Below are 17,483 nucleotides of genomic sequence, written 5' to 3' on the forward strand. Positions count from 1 at the left end.
GTGGCCGTCCCACCGACCCCGGATTTCCGGTGGGTCGATGTTGCCATGGTTACGGGCATGTGTCAGCACCCCGAACGGCTTCCGACGCAGAAAAATGTGGCGCAGAACACAGCCTTGTTGGGGCTCGGCTCGCCCTGGTGGGGGCTGGGGTCACTACGTGCGGGGGTGTGGCGGGGTGGAGGGGGCGGGGCGAGTGGTCCCGGGAACGCGAGCGGGCCGCCCCGGAGGGCGGCCCGCTCGGTCCTGCGAGGTTCAGCCGGACGGATTACCCGCGGCGCGCGCGGTTGACCGCGCTGATCATCGCCTTCAGGGAGGCCAGCACGGTGTTGCTGTCGATCCCGACGCCCCACAGCACCTTGCCGTCCACCGCGCACTCGACGTACGCGGCGGCCTGGGCGTCGCCGCCCTCGCTCAGCGCGTGCTCGGCGTAGTCCAGGACGCGGACGTCCACGCCGATGCCGGCCAGCGCGTCGCCGAAGGCGGAGACCGGGCCGTTGCCGGTACCGGTCAGCGTGGTCTCCACGCCGTCCACCAGGGCCTGCGTGGTCAGCGCGTCACGGCCGTCCTCGGTGGTCAGGCTGCGCGAGCCGGTCAGCGAGATCCGGCCCCAGGCGTTGTCGGGGGTGGGCAGGTACTCGTCCTGGAAGACGGCCCAGATGTCGGCGGGGGTGACCTCGCCGCCCTCGGTGTCGGTCTTGGCCTGGATGATCTTCGAGAACTCGATCTGCATCCGGCGCGGCAGGTCCAGCTTGTGGTCGTTCTTCAGGACGTACGCGATGCCGCCCTTGCCGGACTGGCTGTTGACCCGGATGACCGCCTCGTAGCTGCGGCCGACGTCCTTCGGGTCGATCGGCAGGTACGGGACGCCCCAGGTGTACTCGCCGACCGGCACGCCGGCCGCCTTGGCGTCGGCCTCCAGGGCGTCGAAGCCCTTCTTGATCGCGTCCTGGTGCGAGCCGGAGAACGAGGTGTAGACCAGGTCGCCGGCGTAGGGGTGGCGCTCGGGGACGCCCATCTGGTTGCAGTACTCGGCGGTGCGGCGGATCTCGTCGATGTCGGAGAAGTCGATCATCGGGTCGACGCCCTGCGAGAACAGGTTCATCCCGACGTTGACCAGGTCCAGGTTGCCGGTCCGCTCGCCCTGCCCGAACAGGCAGCCCTCGACCCGGTCGGCACCGGCCATGATGGCCAGCTCGGCCGAGGCGACGCCGGTGCCGCGGTCGTTGTGCGGGTGGGTGGACAGCGCCACGAACTCACGGCGCGTCAGGTTCCGCGACATCCACTCGATCTTGTCGGCGTAGACGTTCGGCGTGGAGCGCTCGACCGTGGTCGGCAGGTTCAGGATGATCTCGCGGCCCTGGCCGGGCTGCCAGACGTCCATCACCGCCTCGCAGACCTCCAGGGCGAAGTCCAGCTCGGTGTCGATGAAGATCTCCGGCGAGTACTCGTAGCCGAAGACGGTCTCGTCGCCCAGGATCTTCTCGGCGTACTCCATCACCAGGCGGGTGCCGTCGACGGCGATGCCCTTGATGTCGTCCTTGCTGCCCTTGAAGACCACCCGGCGGAACAGCGGGGAGGTCGCGTTGTACAGGTGGACGGTGGCGCGCGGCGCGCCCTTCAGGGACTCCACGGTGCGCTCGATCAGGTCCTCGCGGGCCTGGGTCAGCACCGAGATGGTGACGTCCTCGGGGATGGCGTCCTCGTTGATCAGCGAGCGGACGAACTCGAAGTCGGTCGCGCCGGAGGACGGGAAACCGACCTCGATCTCCTTGTAGCCCAGCTTCACCAGCAGGTCGAACATCTTGCGCTTGCGGGCCGGCGACATCGGGTCGATCAGCGCCTGGTTGCCGTCGCGCAGGTCGGTGGAGAGCCAGCGCGGCGCCTGCGTGATCACCTTGCTCGGCCAGGTGCGGTCCGGCAGGTCGATGGTCCCGAAGGGTACGTAGCGGCCGAACGGCATGCCCGAGGGCTTCTGCCGGACGCCGGCGGCGGTGATCGGGGTGGGACGGTCGACGAACGGGCGCCCGGCGGGAATCGACGTGGCGGAGCTCTGCTCGGTCATGGAGTGACTCTCGGCTTCCGTGTGTGATGCGGGCTGGTCGGGGTGATGGACACCCGACTGGCCGGCTGCTGCCGCGCTTGGCGTTCATACGCGCACAGCACAGTCCCCCGCGGCAAGGGAGCCGGCCTCAGTGGACTACAGGCCCTCGCCGCGGCGGCTAAGAAGAAGCTGCCGGATACGCATGATGTGAACCAGCCTAACCCAGGCCCTCCCGAGGCCGAAGCGCGTCCACGGACTTTTTCACCCTTTGAGACGAACGGCTGCGTGACGGCCTGGTGACAAATTGTCACGGCTGCGTCACCCTTGGCGCCATGACTCCCCTCCCTCCGCGCTGCTCGATCGTCCCGCCCTACATCCTGGACCGGCTCGCCGAGCAGGGCCACGCGGCCGCCGTCCGCTCGCTCGCCCTCGACGCCGCGCACCGCGAGGCCCGGCTGGTGGCACCGGTGCCCGCGCCCGGAACGGACCGTCCCCGGCGCGTCGTCCGCGACGCGCGGCACACCGAGCGGCTGCCCGGCCGCACGGTGCGCCCGGAGGGCGCGCCGCCGGTCGCCGACCACTGCGTCAACCAGGCCTACGACGGCCTGGGCGCCACCTACGCGCTCTTCTCCGACGTGTACGGCCGCCCCTCGATCGACGGCGCCGGCATGCGGCTGGACGCGACCGTCCACTACGGCGAGCACTACGACAACGCCTTCTGGGACGGGCAGCGGATGGTCTTCGGCGACGGGGACGGCGTCGTGTTCGGCGACTTCACCGCCTGCGTGGACGTCATCGGCCACGAACTCTCCCACGGCGTCACCCAGTTCACCGCCGGGCTGGCCTACCACGACCAGTCCGGCGCGCTCAACGAGTCGCTGTCCGACGTCTTCGGCTCCCTCGTCAAGCAGTACGCCCTGCGGCAGGACGCCGACGAGGCCGACTGGCTGATCGGCGCCGGCCTGCTCGCCCCCGGCGTGCAGGGCGTGGCGCTGCGCTCGATGAAGGCGCCCGGCACCGCCTACGACGACCCCCGGCTCGGCAAGGACCCGCAGCCGGCCCATCTGCGCGACTACGTCGAGACGGCACAGGACGAGGGCGGCGTGCACATCAACTCCGGCATCCCCAACCACGCCTTCTACCTGCTCGCCACCGCCCTCGGCGGTCCGGCCTGGGAGCGGGCCGGCCGGATCTGGTACGACACCCTGACCACCGACCGGCTCACCCCCGACGCCGGGTTCACCGCCTTCGCCCGGGCCACCGTGGCCGCCGCCGCGGCCCGCTACCAGGACGCGGCGGTCGCCAACACCGTGACGGCGGCCTGGGCCAAGGTCGGCATCAGTGTCGGATGAGGTCCGGTTAATGTGAAGCTCTGGGAAAGCGACCGCAAATCCCAGCCCTGGGTAGCACCATGGACACCATGCGTATCCATGTGACCCGGACCGGCGGCCTCGCGGGCCGCACACGCCAGGCGGAGCTGGACACCGCCGAGCGCACGGACGCCCCGCACGTCCACGCCCTCGCCCGGGAGGCCGTGGTGGGCGGGTTGCGCGCGCCCTCGTACGGCGTACCGGACGGCTTCCACTACGCCATCACCGTCGACGGGCGCACCGTCCACTGCGCCGATCCCAAACTGACCGACTCCCAGCGCGAACTCGTCTCGCTGGTCCTCCGCGAGGGCGCCTGAGCCCCCGGCCGCCCCGCCGGGCCGGGGCCGCCCGGCGGTGGGCCGGCCCCGGCGGGTCAGCGGCCCTTCGCCTCGAACCGGACGAAGTCCCGGCCCCGCGGCCCGGCCTGCTCCAGCAGCGACTGGCCGACCACCGTGTCCGGCGCGCCCACCACCGCGCAGAGCCGCCGCAGCACGTCCTCACCGCTCGGCCGGCTGCCGTCCGGCGCCGGGTCGTTGCGGACCTCGGCGAGCGGGCCCGCCGCCCCGGGCACCAGCCCGGCCTTGCGGGTGATCTCCGCACAGTGCTTGTCCCAGCCAGCGCGCTGGGCGTCCCGTTGCCGCGGGTCCCCGGCCGGGGTCCAGTCGGCCGCCCAGCCCATCTCCAGGTAGCCGCCGCCGGGGAAGCAGGCCGTGGCGCAGGCGCCGCCCTGTTCGTCCCGGAGCAGCCAGACCGTCTCCTTGAGCTCGACCGCGAGGTCCCAGGCGGGGTTCCGCAGGCGGCCCGCCGAGATCCGCCCGAACCGGGGCCTGGGCGGGTCGAAGAGGACGCCGCTGCCCCGGCCGTCCGCCCCGGGGAAGAGGTAGCCGCCGAGCCTGGAGCGGCCCAGGGCCGCCAGCGTGCGCTCGGTCGGGGCGCCGGTGACTGCGGCGTAGGTGGGCACGGTGTGTTCCGATCGTTCGCTGGGCGGAGGGCGAAAACGCTTGAGCGGTGGGTCAGTTGTCCGCGCTGCGGAACCCGGAGGCGGCGTAGCGCAACTCCTCGGGCACGGCCGCGTCGAGGGCCCGCAGCCCGGGCGTGAGGCCGGCGAACATCTCCGGCAGGACGGGGATGACGCAGGGCGCGGCCCCGAACACCACCCGCCCGGGCCCCTGGATCTCCACCCCGACCACCTCCCGGTACGGGATGTGGTGCACCTCGCCGTCCGGGTTGCGCAGCCAGACGCCCGCGTCGTTCAGCACCAGCCGGGCCCGTCGGGCCGCCGGGTGGAACAGCCGGTCCTTGACCGAGGGGCGGAACTGCTGCCCGTCGGCCGGCAGGCCGGCCGCGGTGCAGCGGGCCTCGGGCAGCGGGGAGCCGTCGGGCAGGCGCAGCGAGACCTCGGTCCCCGGGGGGACGACGAGCAGCGCGGAGTCCATCGCCCGGGCGAAGGCCTGGCGCACCTGCTCCGCGGTGACCTTCTCCAGCAGTGCGAGCCGCTCCGGGACGGGCCGGTAGGGGGTGCCGAACAGTTCGGCCGAGGCCGCGAGTTCCAGCTCGAAGGAGACCGCGCGGGGGTCCAGGAACAGCTCCCGGGCGGCGGCGATCTCCTCGGCGACCTCCTCCTCCGAGGGGCCTTCGGCGGCCAGCTTCAGGGCTCCCTCCCAGAGCAGTACGGCGACCCGCTGCTCCTCGCCCTCCCGCGCGTCGAGGTGCACGACCCGCTCGCCCCGGCCGAGGCCGGCCGCCGCGGAGGCGCAGGAGACGTCGTAGCTGAGCCCGTGCTGGTGACGGGCGGTGTTGCGCAGGCGCTCCTGGAGGACGGCCAGCGCCAGCTGGAGCGGCTGGTCGGCCAGGTCGCAGTCGAGGCCGAGGCCCGGGCCCGGGACGGCGTCCTCCTGCCAGCGGGAGTGCGCCGTGCGGACCTGCTGGGCCTCGCCGCGGGCCGGGCGCGGCCCCGCCGGCAGCGGCAGCCGCAGGCCCTCCGGCGGCGGGCCGGTGAGGACGAGGACGGCGTTGCCGGCGTGGAAGAAGCGCGCGACGACGTCGCGGACCGCCTCCAGCGGGATGCGGTCCGGCCCGGGACCGTTCCAGGGGGCCAGGCCGAGCCCCTCGATGCCGTAACGGTGCGAGAGCAGGGCGCCGACGGTCGGGTGGCTGGCGCAGCCGTCCTCGGCCGCCAGGACGCCGCTCTCCTGCTCGATCCGCTGGACCGGAAGGTCCGCGAGCGCCTGGCAGACCAGCGTCAGGTAGGCGGCGATCTGCTCGGGCCGTCCGGTGGCGGTGAACTGGGTGAGCTCCAGGTCGACCATGGCGTTGTGCTCGTGGTGCAGCCTGGGCAGGGTGCTCATCGCGAGGTGCTCGACGAGGTGCGTCACGCCGAGCGTGCGGAAGGTCTCGTCCCTCGCCCCGCAGCCGAACACCAGGGCGGCTTCGAGCGGGCCGGGGGCCTGCTCCCAGAGGACGGGGACTCCGTCGATGACATCACGATGCATCGGGCGATCATACGATTGCCCAGGTCAGATGGGGTCACGGGGCCCCCGGCGGCCGTGCCCCCGGGGGCACGGCCGGGCCGGCGGTCCGTCAGAAACCGAGCTTGCGCAGCTGCTTGGGGTCGCGCTGCCAGTCCTTGGCGACCTTGACGTGCAGGTCCAGGTAGACAGGCGTGCCGAGCAACGCCTCGATGTGCTTGCGGGCGGTGGTGCCGACGTGCTTCAGGCGGGCGCCCTTGGCGCCGATCACGATGGCCTTCTGGCTCTGCCGCTCGATGTACACGTTGGCATGGATGTCGAGCAGCGGGCGGTCCGCCGGGCGGCCCTCGCGCGGGATCATCTCCTCGACCACCACGGCCAGCGAGTGCGGCAGCTCGTCGCGGACGCCCTCCAGGGCCGCCTCGCGGATCAGCTCGGCCACCATGACCTGCTCGGGCTCGTCGGTGAGGTCGCCGTCCGGGTAGAGCGGCGGGCCGGCCGGGAGCAGCGGGGTGAGCAGGTCGGCCAGCAGACCGACCTGGGTGTCGGCGACGGCGGAGACGGGGACGATCTCGGCCCACTCGATGCCGAGTTCCAGGCCGAGCTGGTGGATGGCGATCAGCTGGGCGGCCAGTGCCTTGGAGTCGACCAGGTCGGTCTTGGTGACGACGGCGACCTTGGGCGTCTTCTTGACCTCGGCGAGCTCCTTGGCGATGAACTTGTCGCCGGGGCCGAGCTTCTGGTCGGCGGGGAGGCAGAAGCCGATCACGTCGACCTCGGCCCAGGTGCTGCGGACCAGGTCGTTGAGGCGCTCGCCGAGGAGGGTGCGGGGCTTGTGCAGGCCGGGGGTGTCGACCAGCACGAGCTGGGCGTCCGGGCGGTGCACGATGCCGCGTACGGTGTGCCGGGTGGTCTGGGGGCGGTCGGAGGTGATCGCGACCTTCGTCCCCACCAGGGCGTTGGTCAGGGTCGACTTGCCCGCGTTGGGGCGGCCGACGAAGCACGCGAAGCCGGATCGGTAGGTGCCGGCCTGGGAGGGGGAAGTAACGCTCATGCGCCCCATTGTCCCTGATCACCAAGGTCTGGACGGACAGGCCGCCGCAGCCCGGTCGCGCGCTACGGCTTCTTGCCGCCGCCGAGCGAGGCCAGGCCGCTGACCAGGACGATCACGAAGAGGGCGATCGAGCCGCCCAGCCACCAGGGCGAGCCGGTCTCCTGCCACTTGCCCATGCCCATCACGCTGGCCAGCAGCCCGGCGAAGAACGCCCACGTCCCCATCGTCCGGCTCCCCCGGTCAGGAGCTCCCCCCGGAGCTCTCCCGGTGAGATTATCCGTCGGATCGACGGGAGTGGGCGTCCGTCCGCCTGCCGGTCCGGCCGGCCCCGGCGGCCGTCGTTCAGCGGGCCTCGGCGGCCACCCGCAGGGCGCCGTCCGGGCCTGCGAGCAGCACCGGGGTGCCGGCGCCGCCGAGGTCGCGCACGGCGGCCAGGTCGGCCTCGGCGGGCTGCCCGGCCTCGGTGACCACGGCGGCCGCCTCCAGGCTGCGCGCCCCGCTGGCCACCGCCATCGCCACGGCCGTCTGCAGCGCGCTGAGCTTCAGCGACTCCAGGGCGACCGTGCCGGCGACGTAGGTGCGGCCGTTCTCGTCGCGCACCGCGGCCCCCTCCGCCACGCCGTTGCGGGCGCGGGCGGAACGGGCCAGGGTGATGATCTTCTTGTCCTCAGGGTCCAGCTCGGTGACATCACTCATGCCGCAGAGCATAGGCCGCCGTGATCGTCGGGCGTCGGCGCGTTCCGACCGGCGGTCGCCCGGCCGCTCCGGGCGAGGCGGTCCCGGGCCGCGGCTGCCGGCCGGCCCGGGACCGCCGCGCGCCGGGTCGGCGCCCGACCGGGTCCGGTCAGTGCCCGATCGGGTTCGGCGGCCCCGGCTTGAGGACCTTCACGAACGCGGGCGGGCCGGAGGGCAGCGGCTCCTGGTCGCGGTGGCGCTTCTGCCAGTAGGGATTGTCGTGCGGCAGGTGGCTGCTCACCCGGCCGTACATGCCGAAGGTGAGGACGACGAATCCGAAGATGAAGGCGAACAGGCAGTTGGACATGCGGAAGTTGAGGATGTTCGCGTCCGGCCGGCCGAGCACGGTCAGGCCGTAGAAGCCGGAGAGCACGAACAGCACGCCGACGATCATGTTCAGGTTGGAGGCGAAGTTGCCGCCCACCACCGCGCCGCCGACGAGTACGACGCCCATCACCACGGAGAGCAGGCTCAGCGCGCCGTTGGTGGACATGCCCGCGATGTGGTTGCCGCTGGTGGACAGGAAACCCGGGTGGTCCAGCAGCCCGAGGATCCCGAAGACCAGCAGGAACACGCCGCCCAGGCCCGCGCTGTACCGGTAGACCGAGGCCAGCCGGTGGTCGACGGGCAGTTCGTCTTGCAGTTTCATGGAGACCTCCACGATGCGGAAGAAGCCGTGGACCGCCCCCCGGACGGACAACGCGCCCCGCGTTCCACGCTACGCCCGATCCCGGGGACCGCATGGCGGCGGGCGCGGGCCCTGGGGCGTGTCCGACACTTCCCGCCGGGCGCGCGAATTGTCCGACACGGCCTAGCGGTGCGGGTCGCCCGACCCGTGCGGCACCTCGTGCAGGTACAGCGAACCGCACTGCTGGCAGGCCGGCCGCTCGGTCCTGCCCCAGTCGTCCTCCGGGCGGGTCTCCGCGTCCGGGTCGATCGTCCGGCCGCACATCGCCTCGGTGGCCCCGACGGTGCGCATGATGTGCCAGGTCCTGACGCCGCCGGACCGGCCCTGCGGGCCGTACTCAGCGCGCAACTCATGAGTCATGACCACATCGTGGTGACGTGCCCGGCGGCCGGGCAACTCGTGCTGAGCCTTCCGGGGCGGGCCGCGCCCGCCCCGGAGGGTCCTCGTCCGTCGCCCCGGTCAGCGCCCGTCGGCGCGGTCGGCGTCCTCGCCGTCGCCGTCGTCCACCGGGCGGACGGGGGCGGCCACCACCGTGCCGATCCGGTTGCGCCGGCCGGCCGAGCTCTCGGCCGTCAGCAGGATGGCGCTGAGGTCGGTGCCGGCGTCCTCCGGCAGCGGTATCTCGCAGGACGACCCGGGGATCGGCACCCGGCCGAGGTGCTTGGCGAGCAGGCCGCCCACGGTCTCGACGTCCTCGTCCTCCAGCTCGATGCCGAACAGGTCGCCGAGGTCCTCCACGAGCAGCCGGGCGGTGATCCGGTACGAGCCGTCGCCGAGGTCCTCGACGGGTGCGATCTCCCGGTCGTACTCGTCGGTGATCTCACCGACGATCTCCTCCAGGATGTCCTCGATGGTGACCAGGCCGGCCGTGCCGCCGTACTCGTCGATCACGATCGCGACGTGCGAGCGCATCTGCTGCATCTCGCGCAGCAGGTCGCCGGCCGGCTTGCTGTCGGGGATGAAGACGGCCGGGCGCATCATGCCGCCGACCGGCTCGGACTCGGCGTCACGGTTGATGTGGGTGAGGCGTACGAGGTCCTTGAGGTAGACCATGCCCACCACGTCGTCCTCGTTGTCGCCGACCACCGGGATCCGCGAGAAGCCGGAACGCAGCGCCAGCGTGAGGGCCTGCCGGACGGTCTTGTGGCGCTCGATCATCACCAGGTCGGTGCGCGGCACCATCACCTCGCGCACGATGGTGTCGCCCAGCTCGAAGACCGAGTGCACCATCCGGCGCTCGTCGTCCTCGATCAGGTCGTCCTTCTCGGCCAGGTCGACCAGGGCCCGCAGCTCCGCCTCGGAGGCGAACGGACCCTCCCGGTAGCCCTTTCCGGGGGTCAGCGCGTTGCCGGTCAGGATCAGCAGCCGCGGGATCGGGCCGAGGATCCGGGCCAGCGGCAGCAGCACGAAGGCCGCCGCCGTGACGGTGCTCAGCGGGTGCTGACGGCCGATCGTGCGCGGCGAGACGCCGACCGCGACGAACGACACCAGCACCATCACCCCGAACGCCAGCAGCACGGCCTGCCAGGTCGGCTCCACGTTGCGGACACAGACCACGGTGACCATGACCGCCGCCGCCATCTCGCTGGCCACCCGGATCAGGGTGGCCAGGTTGAGGTAGCGGATCGGGTCGGAGGCCAGCGTCAGCATCCGGTCGGCGCCGCGCCGGCCGGCCCGGACGGCCTCCTCGGCGCGGAACCGGGAGACCCGGGAGATGCCCGCCTCGGCGCAGGCGGCCAGCCACCCGACGCCGGTGAGCAGGACGGCGCCCAGGATGAAGCTCGTACTCTCGCCACTCACAGCGGACCGGACCCCGCGCTCAGTGGGTGGTGGGGGCCGGCGAGATGCCGCCGAGGCCCCGACCGGCACGCCAGTCGTCCAGGATCCGCTTCTGGAGCGCGAACATCTCGCGCTCCTCGTCCGGCTCCTCGTGGTCGTAGCCGAGCACGTGCAGCACCCCGTGGACGGTGAGCAGCTGCAGCTCCTCGTCCATCGAGTGCTTCGACGGCGCCGCCTCGCCCTGCTGCTTGGCGACCTCCGGGCAGAGCACGATGTCACCGAGCAGGCCCTGCGGCAGCTCGTCGCCCTCCTTGCCGGGACGCAGTTCGTCCATCGGGAAGGACATCACGTCGGTGGGGCCCGGCAGGTCCATCCACTGGATGTGGAGCTCCTCCATCGCCGCGCTGTCCACCAGGATCACGGACAGTTCGGACTGCGGGTGGATCCGCATCTTGTCGAGGGCGTAGCGGGCGATGTCGAGGATGGAGTCCTCGTCGGCGTCCCAACCGGACTCGTTGGCGATGTCGATCGACATGGAGGGGCTGTTACTCAGCTTTCGGTGCGATGGGACTGGCGGGGTGCCCGGGCCGACGGCGGCTTGACGGTGCGCCGCTGGGAGGGCTTGCGGGCGGGCGGGGTGTTCTCCTCGGCCTCCTGGCGGGCGTCCCAGGCCTCGTAGGCGTCCACGATCCGGCCGACCAGCTTGTGGCGGACCACATCGGTGCTGGTGAGGACGGAGAAGTGGATGTCGGGGACGTCCACGAGGATCTCCTGGACGACCTTGAGACCGCTGCGGGTGCTGCCCGGGAGGTCGATCTGGCTGGTGTCGCCGGTGACCACCACCCGGGAGTTGAAACCGAGGCGGGTGAGGAACATCTTCATCTGCTCGGGGGAGGTGTTCTGGGCCTCGTCCAGGATGATGAAGGCGTCGTTGAGGGTGCGCCCGCGCATGTAGGCGAGCGGGGCGACCTCGATCGTCCCGGCGGCCATCAGCCGCGGGATCGAGTCCGGGTCCATCATGTCGTGCAGCGCGTCGTAGAGCGGGCGCAGGTACGGGTCGATCTTCTCGTAGAGGGTGCCGGGCAGGAAGCCCAGCCGCTCCCCCGCCTCGACGGCGGGCCGGGTCAGGATGATCCGGTTGACCTCCTTGGCCTGCAGGGCCTGCACGGCCTTGGCCATCGCGAGATAGGTCTTGCCGGTACCGGCCGGGCCGAGGCCGAAGACGATCGTGTGCTTGTCGATGGCGTCGACGTAGCGCTGCTGGTTGAGGGTCTTGGGGCGGATGGTCCGGCCGCGGTTGGAGAGGATGTTCGCGGTGAACACCTGGGACGGCGACGGGTCGTCCGGGTTGTCCCCGGCGTTGCGCAGCATCGCGATCGAACGCTCCACGGCGTCCTCCGTCAGGGGCTGGCCGGTGCGCAGCACCAGCATCATCTCGTTGAAGAGCTCCTGCACGAGGGCGACCTCGGCGCGCTCCCCGGTCGCGGTGACCTCGTTGCCCCGGACGTGGATGTCGGCGGCCGGGAACGACCGCTCGATCACGCGCAGCAGCGAGTCGGTGGCACCGAGCAGGGTGACCATCGGGTGCTTCTCGGGAATGACGATCCTGGCGCTGGCGACCCGCTCGGAGCCGGCCGCCTCGGCAGGCCGCGACTGTCCGTTCGTACGGGTATGTGATGTGTTACTCATAGGTCGGCGCTGAGGCCTGCCTCATCCCATCCGTGGTCTCGTGGTGCCGCTCGGTCGGTCCGGGGTCACCAGGGTACGCCGCGCGCGTGATCGCCGGGGCGGTGCGGCGCCACCTCCCGGCGGACGAATCGCGCACGCGGTCGATGCTCCGGCAGTTCCGGGGCCGATGCGACTGGTTTTCCGGGCCGGGCACCGAGGCCGTCCAAATTCCGACGCGGTCAACGCCGGGGCGGGACGGGCACCCGGGCGAGGTCCTCGGCGACCACGATCTCCCCGTCGAAGTACCGGCGGGCCTCGGCCAGGTGGCCGCCGAGGTCCGGGTAGCGCTGGGAGAAGTGGGTGAGCACCAGGGTCCGGGCGCCCGCCTCCGCGGCCACCTGGGCGGCCTGCCCGGCGGTGAGGTGGCCGTGCTCGCGGGCCAGGTGCGCGTCGGCGTCCAGGAAGGTCGCCTCCATCACCAGCAGGTCGGCGCCCTCGGCCAGCTCGCCGACGCCGTCGCAGAGCCGGGTGTCCATCACGAAGGCGAACCGCTGACCCGGCCGCGGCTCGCTGACCTCGTCCAGGGTGACCGTCCGGCCGTCCACCTCGACGGCGCCCTGGTGCTGCAGCCGCCCCACCGCCGGGCCGAAGACGCCCAGCTCGGCGAGGCGCTCCGGCACCAGCCGGCGGCCGTCCGGCTCGGCCAGCCGGTAGCCGAAGGACTCCACGGGGTGCGACAGGCGGACGGCGTCCAGCGTGAACCGGGCCCCGGGGACGGGCAGCGGGCCCGCCTCCTCCACCGGGTGCGGGCGCAGCACGGCCGTCTCGTGGAAGGCCGTGGCGTGCCGCAGCCGGTGGAAGAAGACCTCGCCGGAGGCCGGGAAGTAGACGTCCACCGGGTGCGGCACCCGGTCCAGGTTGATCCGCTGGATCACCCCGGCCAGGCCCAGGCAGTGGTCGCCGTGGAAGTGCGTGACGCCGATCCGGGTGATCTGGGTGGCGGAGACCCCGGCGTGCAGCATCTGCCGCTGGGTGCCCTCGCCGGGGTCGAAGAGCAGGCCCTCGCCGTCCCAGCGGAGCAGGTAGCCGTTGTGGTTGCGGTGCCGGGTGGGCACCTGGCTGGCGGTGCCCAGGACGACGAGTTCGCGTTGCGACACGGTGTCAGACCAGGCCCTCACGCAGCGGCGTGCCGCCGAGCACGTGGACGTGCGCGTGGAAGACGGTCTGCCCGGCGCCGGCACCGGTGTTGAAGATCAGCCGGTAGCCGGCCCGGTCGATCTTCTCGTCCGCCGCCACCTCGCCCGCCTCGACCAGCAGTTCGGCGGCCAGCGCGGGTTCGGCGGCGGCGAGCGCGGCCGCGTTCGGGTAGTGCGCCTTGGGGATCACCAGGATGTGGGTCGGGGCCTGCGGGCTGATGTCCCGGAACGCGACGGTGCGCTCGTTCTGCCGGACCACCGTCGCCGGGATCTCCCCCGCCACGATCTTGCAGAACAGGCAGTCGGACTGCGGCTCGCCGGACATCGGTGTCTCCTCGCGGAATCGGGTCGGGGCTACGGCCGCATGCTAGCCGAGCCGCCCGGCCCGCTGCTCCCGGGCGGCCAGGTGCTTGCGGCGCACGACCCGGACGCCGCAGGCCTCCGCCGGCTCCAGTTCCTCGACCATCAGGCCGATCGGGATCAGCACGAAGCCGAGCAGCCAGCGCCTGGTCAGCCGCCAGGTGCCGGGCCGGCTGACGTCCTTGTACCGGATCACCCGCACGGCCAGCGCTCCCTTGCCCAGGCTGAAGCCGAGCAGCCGGGCGAGGACCACGTGGTTGACGAAGGAGAAGCCCACCGCCACCGCGAGCAGCAGCCCGAAGTAGGCGCCCGCCGAACCGCCGTGCTGCGAGGAGTTCTTGGCCGCCGCGAACCCGGCCACCAGGGCGAAGACCCCGTCGAGCAGGGCGGCCAGCATCCGGCGGCCGTCCCCCGCCTCCGCCGGCGCCGGCGGGAGCTGCGGGCCGTGACCGGGTTGGGGGTACCGGGCCTGGGGGTAGGGGGGCTGGGGGTAGGGGGGCTGGGGGTACTGGGCGTACGGCTGCGCCGGGTACGGCTGCTGGGCGTACGGCTGCGCCGGCTGCCCGTACGGGCCGGCCGGCGGCTGCCGGTACGGATCCTGGCCGTACGAACCCTGCGGGTGTGCCTGTGCCATCTCGCTGCCCCCGTTGCGCGGTGATCATGGATCAGCCACGCATCCTAACCGGCCACCGCCGGGCGGGAGGCCTGCTCCCGCCCGGCGGACCACCGGCCCGGCTACAGCCCCGGCACCGGCGGCGGCGTCTTCGCCGGGTTCTCCGCCAGGGCGGCCAGGGCCAGCCGGACGCCCTCGGCGAGCTGCGGGTCCTCGCCGGCCGCGTACTGGTGCGGGGCGATCGGCACCTCGACGTCCGGGTCGACCCCGTGGTTCTCCACGCCCCAGCCGTAACCCTCCAGCCAGAAGGCGTACTTGGGCTGGGTCACCCCGGTGCCGTCGACCAGGCTGTACTTGCTGTCGATGCCGATCACCCCGCCCCAGGTGCGGGTGCCGACCACCGGGCCGATCTTGAGCGCCTGGATCGCGGCGTTGACGATGTCGCCGTCCGAGCCGGAGAACTCGTTGGCCAGCGCCACCACCGGCCCGCGGGGGGCGTCGCCCGGGTACGGGTCGGCGCCCGCGACGTCCCGCGCGCGGTCCCAGCCGATGATCTTCCGGTTGAGCTTCTCGATCACCAGCTGCGAGGTGTGGCCGCCGCGGTTCTCCCGCAGGTCCACCACCACGCCCTCCTTGGCCATCTCGACCCGCAGGTCGCGGTGCAGCTGAGCCCAGCCGGCACTGACCATGTCCGGGACGTGCAGGTAGCCCAGCCGGCCGCCGGACAGCTCCCGGACGGCGGCCCGGCGCCCGGCCACCCAGTCGTGGTAGCGCAGCGCCTCCTCGTCCGCCAGCGGCACCACCACCGGGTGCCGCTGGTCGGTGCCGTCCTTGCCCGCCACGGTCAGCTCGACCGGCTGGCCGGCCGTGCCCGCCAGCAGCGGCGCCGGGCCGGTGACCGGGTCCACCGGGCGGCCGTTGACGGCCAGCACGGCGTCACCCGGGCGCACGGCGGCGCCGGGCGCGGCCAGCGGCGAGCGGGCCCGCGGGTCGGAGGACTCGCCGGGCAGGATCCGCTCGATCCGCCAGACCTCGCCGTCCTTGACCAGGTCCGCGCCGAGCAGGCCCTGCCGGCGGGCGGCCTCGGTGCCGGTGCCGTGCGGGGTCACGTAGGCGTGCGAGGTGCCCAGCTCGCCCTGGACCTCCCAGAGCAGGTCGACCAGGTCGTCGTGCGAGCCGAGCCGCTCCACCAGCGGCCGGTACCGGGCCAGCGCACCGGCCCAGTCGAAACCGCCCATGTCCGCGCGCCAGAAGTTGTCACGCATGATGCGGCCGTTCTCGTCGAACATCTGCCGCCACTCGGCCGCCGGGTCGACGGTGACCCGCAGCCGGGAGAGGTCCACGTCGGTCTCGTCGTCCTCCCCCGCGGCCTTGTGGTCGGCCGGGACGATCCGCAGCTGCCCCTCGTCCAGCACCGCCAGCCGGCTGCCGTCCCCGGTCACGGAGAACGAGTCCAGCCCGGTGACCAGCTCCTCGGCGCGCAGCTTCTTGAAGTCGAAGCGCTCCAGCACCGGGCGCGGCCGCTCGTCCTCCAGCGAGGCCGCCTCGTCGCCCAGTTCGCCGACCAGCGGCAGCCTGGTCCAGAGCACGCCGTCCTTGACCGCGCGCAGGCTGCCGAACCGGCCGCCCTCGACCGGGAAGGGGATGATCCGGTCCGCGATGCCGTCCAGGTCGACCCGGGTGACGGGAGTCGTGTCGGAGCCGTCCTCGGCGTCCGCCTTCTTGCCCTTGGCCTCGTCGTCCTCGCCGCCGAACGGACGGCCGGCGCGCTGCGGGCCGAACGGGGACGGCGTGTCGGCGGCCAGCGTGATCAGGTACGGGCGGCAGCCGTTGGGGAACGACAGGTCGAAGACGTGCGCGTCGTACACCGGGTCGAAGTTGCGCACCGACAGGAACGCGAGGTGCTTGCCGTCCGCGGTGAAGGCCGGCGAGGTGTCGACGAACCGCTGCGGGGTGGCCTCGCCGACCGAGCGGGTGGCCAGGTTGGCGAGCACGATCTGGCGCAGCGACCACGGTCCGAGCGCGGGCTGCGACCAGGCCAGCCAGGCCGAGTCGGGGCTGAAGACCAGCCCGTTGACCTCGCCGTCGGTGCTCCGGGCCAGCTCGTGCACGGTGCCGTCGGCGAGGGTCACCAGCAGCACCCGGCCGTCGTGGGAGGCCACCGCCAGCTGCTTGCCGTCCGGCGAGACGACCAGGCCGAGCACCCGGCCGAGTTGCCCGGCGGCCAGTCGGCGCCGCTCCGCGCCGAGCACCGCCGGGGCGTACTCGACGGCGTCGTCGCCCTCCGCGTCGGTCACCCAGACCACGCCCTGGGCGCCGTCCTCGCCCGGGACCACCCGGGCCAGCCTGGCGCGGACGCCCGGCGTCTCGTCCAGCACCCGGGCCGGTCCCTCACGGTGCGTCAGCCAGTGCACGCTGCCGCGCACCACCACGGCGCTGGCCCGGCCGGTGCGGTCCGGGGCGACGCCCGACAGCCAGTGCGCGGCGCCGACCGGGCGCGGCCGGCGGCCGGTCGCGGGGCCGGCCAGCCGGATGTCGAGCCGGCGCGGCTCGGCGCCGTCCAGGTCGTCCAGGATCCAGAGGTCGCCCGCGCTGTGCCAGACCACCCGGGCGCCGTCGGTGCTGGCGTTGCGGGCGTAGAAGCCGTCGTCCGCGGTGGTGTGGACGCGCAGGTCGCTGCCGTCCGGGAGGCTGGAGTACAGCCGGCCGACGCCCTCGTGGTCGGAGAGGAAGGCGATCCGGCCGCCGACCCAGAGCGGGGACTCGATGTTGCCGCCCAGCCCGGCGTGCACCCGGGTGAACTCCTCGGTGCCGATCCACAGCTTGCCGACCGTGCCGCCGCGGTAGCGCTTCCAGTGCGCTGGCTCGCGGCTCCAGGCGGACAGCAGCAGCACCCGCCCCCCGCCCCCGGCCGGGGACTCCCCCGTGGCCCCGGGCTCCTGCGCCAGGCCGCCGACCGGACCGTACGGCAGCCGGGCGGGCTCGCCGCCGTCCAGCGGGACGGCGAACGCCCAGCTGCGCCGCAGGGTCGCCTGGCCGGCCGTGGTGGTGGCGATCGGGCGGCCGTCCGCCGTCCAGCCGCGCATCCTGGTCTGGCCGCTGCCCCAGTACGTCAGCCGGCGGGCCGGGCCGCCCTCGACCGGCGCCAGGTGGATCTCGGGCGCGCCGTCGCGGGTGGACGCCCAGGCGATGTGCCGGCCGTCCGGGGAGAATCTGGGGTGCGAGACCGGGACCTGATCGGCGGTCAGCCGCCAGGCCCGGCCGCCGTCGAGCGGGGCCAGCCAGATGTCGTTCTCGGCGACGAAGGTGATCAGGTCACCGTGCAGGTGGGGGTGGCGCAGGTACGCGCCCGCGAGGGTGCTGTGGGGTTCGGTCACGGCGTCACTTTATGCATGTGCACGCACAGTGCGAAGCGTTTTCTTCGACAGCGAACCCGGGTGGGCGCCCCCCGCCGCGGGGCCCGGGACGGGCCGGCCGCGGGCCCGGCCGTGGGGCGGCCGTTCGCACCCGG

At 73.1% G+C, this 17,483-nt stretch carries 17 protein-coding genes; 2 read left to right on the plus strand and 15 right to left on the minus strand.

From position 1 onward, the window contains the following. Positions 1 to 265: 265 nt before the first annotated feature. A complete protein-coding gene (gene leuA / locus J2S46_RS13675) occupies positions 266 to 2,062 on the minus strand; it encodes a 2-isopropylmalate synthase (protein ID WP_191289212.1) in 1,797 nt (598 codons plus the stop codon). 311 nt (positions 2,063 to 2,373) lie between these two features. On the opposite strand from leuA, the gene J2S46_RS13680 reads away from it, so the two are divergent. Beyond that, positions 2,374 to 3,393, plus strand: a complete 1,020-nt coding sequence (locus J2S46_RS13680; protein ID WP_191289213.1) for a M4 family metallopeptidase — start codon at positions 2,374 to 2,376, stop codon at positions 3,391 to 3,393. 68 nt (positions 3,394 to 3,461) lie between these two features. Beyond that, entirely contained in the window at positions 3,462 to 3,728 is a 267-nt protein-coding gene (locus J2S46_RS13685) for a protealysin inhibitor emfourin (protein WP_073927915.1), read from the plus strand. A gap of 56 nt (positions 3,729 to 3,784) precedes the next feature. Here J2S46_RS13685 and J2S46_RS13690 read toward each other — a convergent pair whose 3' ends face one another. The 14 genes from J2S46_RS13690 to J2S46_RS13755 form a co-directional block, all read right to left on the minus strand. Beyond that, on the minus strand, positions 3,785 to 4,372 hold the full coding sequence (locus tag J2S46_RS13690; protein ID WP_191289214.1) for a hypothetical protein: 588 nt from the start codon (positions 4,370 to 4,372) through the stop codon (positions 3,785 to 3,787). Positions 4,373 to 4,424: 52 nt separating this feature from the next. Beyond that, entirely contained in the window at positions 4,425 to 5,903 is a 1,479-nt protein-coding gene (locus tag J2S46_RS13695) for a peptidase M16 family protein (protein ID WP_191289215.1), read from the minus strand. 88 nt (positions 5,904 to 5,991) lie between these two features. Continuing rightward, positions 5,992 to 6,942 carry a GTPase Era gene (era, locus tag J2S46_RS13700; protein ID WP_073927624.1) on the minus strand — a complete coding sequence of 317 codons (951 nt, stop codon included), beginning with the start codon at positions 6,940 to 6,942 and terminating at the stop codon, positions 5,992 to 5,994. Between the two features lie 53 nt (positions 6,943 to 6,995). Continuing rightward, entirely contained in the window at positions 6,996 to 7,157 is a 162-nt protein-coding gene (locus J2S46_RS13705; RefSeq protein WP_191289217.1) for a hypothetical protein, read from the minus strand. Positions 7,158 to 7,275: 118 nt separating this feature from the next. Further along, a complete protein-coding gene (locus tag J2S46_RS13710) occupies positions 7,276 to 7,629 on the minus strand; it encodes a cytidine deaminase-like protein (RefSeq protein ID WP_073927916.1) in 354 nt (117 codons plus the stop codon). Between the two features lie 148 nt (positions 7,630 to 7,777). Beyond that, entirely contained in the window at positions 7,778 to 8,317 is a 540-nt protein-coding gene (locus tag J2S46_RS13715) for a DUF4383 domain-containing protein (RefSeq protein WP_191289218.1), read from the minus strand. Between the two features lie 162 nt (positions 8,318 to 8,479). After that, the gene (locus J2S46_RS13720; RefSeq protein ID WP_191289219.1) at positions 8,480 to 8,716 is read right to left on the minus strand and encodes a hypothetical protein; all 237 of its coding nucleotides are present in this window, start codon (positions 8,714 to 8,716) and stop codon (positions 8,480 to 8,482) included. A 99-nt stretch (positions 8,717 to 8,815) separates the two neighbouring features. After that, positions 8,816 to 10,156 (minus strand): hemolysin family protein, encoded by a 1,341-nt coding sequence (locus J2S46_RS13725; RefSeq protein ID WP_191289220.1) that lies wholly within the window; start codon positions 10,154 to 10,156, stop codon positions 8,816 to 8,818. 19 nt (positions 10,157 to 10,175) lie between these two features. After that, entirely contained in the window at positions 10,176 to 10,670 is a 495-nt protein-coding gene (gene ybeY / locus J2S46_RS13730) for an rRNA maturation RNase YbeY (RefSeq protein WP_191289221.1), read from the minus strand. Positions 10,671 to 10,684: 14 nt separating this feature from the next. Next, positions 10,685 to 11,824: a PhoH family protein gene (locus J2S46_RS13735; protein WP_191289222.1), complete on the minus strand. Its 1,140-nt coding sequence runs from the start codon at positions 11,822 to 11,824 to the stop codon at positions 10,685 to 10,687. A 218-nt stretch (positions 11,825 to 12,042) separates the two neighbouring features. Beyond that, positions 12,043 to 12,960 carry a ribonuclease Z gene (locus J2S46_RS13740; RefSeq protein ID WP_191289223.1) on the minus strand — a complete coding sequence of 306 codons (918 nt, stop codon included), beginning with the start codon at positions 12,958 to 12,960 and terminating at the stop codon, positions 12,043 to 12,045. 4 nt (positions 12,961 to 12,964) lie between these two features. Further along, a complete protein-coding gene (locus tag J2S46_RS13745) occupies positions 12,965 to 13,324 on the minus strand; it encodes a histidine triad nucleotide-binding protein (RefSeq protein ID WP_191289224.1) in 360 nt (119 codons plus the stop codon). Positions 13,325 to 13,366: 42 nt separating this feature from the next. Further along, the gene (locus tag J2S46_RS13750; RefSeq protein WP_191289225.1) at positions 13,367 to 13,993 is read right to left on the minus strand and encodes an RDD family protein; all 627 of its coding nucleotides are present in this window, start codon (positions 13,991 to 13,993) and stop codon (positions 13,367 to 13,369) included. A 101-nt stretch (positions 13,994 to 14,094) separates the two neighbouring features. Beyond that, complete coding sequence (locus J2S46_RS13755) at positions 14,095 to 17,349, minus strand: S41 family peptidase (protein ID WP_191289226.1); 3,255 nt, start codon at positions 17,347 to 17,349, stop codon at positions 14,095 to 14,097. Positions 17,350 to 17,483 lie beyond the last annotated feature (134 nt).

The organism is Kitasatospora herbaricolor (genome assembly GCF_030813695.1).
Classification (GTDB): domain Bacteria; phylum Actinomycetota; class Actinomycetes; order Streptomycetales; family Streptomycetaceae; genus Kitasatospora; species Kitasatospora herbaricolor.

Coding starts and splice junctions, on each gene's coding strand:
- J2S46_RS13745 (WP_191289224.1), bottom strand. CDS start 13,324: ATGTCCGGCGAGCCGCAGTCCGACTGCCTGTTCTGCAAGATCGTGGCG.
- ybeY (WP_191289221.1), bottom strand. CDS start 10,670: ATGTCGATCGACATCGCCAACGAGTCCGGTTGGGACGCCGACGAGGAC.
- J2S46_RS13750 (WP_191289225.1), bottom strand. CDS start 13,993: ATGGCACAGGCACACCCGCAGGGTTCGTACGGCCAGGATCCGTACCGG.
- J2S46_RS13720 (WP_191289219.1), bottom strand. CDS start 8,716: ATGACTCATGAGTTGCGCGCTGAGTACGGCCCGCAGGGCCGGTCCGGC.
- J2S46_RS13705 (WP_191289217.1), bottom strand. CDS start 7,157: ATGGGGACGTGGGCGTTCTTCGCCGGGCTGCTGGCCAGCGTGATGGGC.
- J2S46_RS13695 (WP_191289215.1), bottom strand. CDS start 5,903: ATGCATCGTGATGTCATCGACGGAGTCCCCGTCCTCTGGGAGCAGGCC.
- J2S46_RS13685 (WP_073927915.1), top strand. CDS start 3,462: ATGCGTATCCATGTGACCCGGACCGGCGGCCTCGCGGGCCGCACACGC.
- era (WP_073927624.1), bottom strand. CDS start 6,942: ATGGGGCGCATGAGCGTTACTTCCCCCTCCCAGGCCGGCACCTACCGA.
- J2S46_RS13735 (WP_191289222.1), bottom strand. CDS start 11,824: ATGAGTAACACATCACATACCCGTACGAACGGACAGTCGCGGCCTGCC.
- J2S46_RS13715 (WP_191289218.1), bottom strand. CDS start 8,317: ATGAAACTGCAAGACGAACTGCCCGTCGACCACCGGCTGGCCTCGGTC.
- leuA (WP_191289212.1), bottom strand. CDS start 2,062: ATGACCGAGCAGAGCTCCGCCACGTCGATTCCCGCCGGGCGCCCGTTC.
- J2S46_RS13710 (WP_073927916.1), bottom strand. CDS start 7,629: ATGAGTGATGTCACCGAGCTGGACCCTGAGGACAAGAAGATCATCACC.
- J2S46_RS13680 (WP_191289213.1), top strand. CDS start 2,374: ATGACTCCCCTCCCTCCGCGCTGCTCGATCGTCCCGCCCTACATCCTG.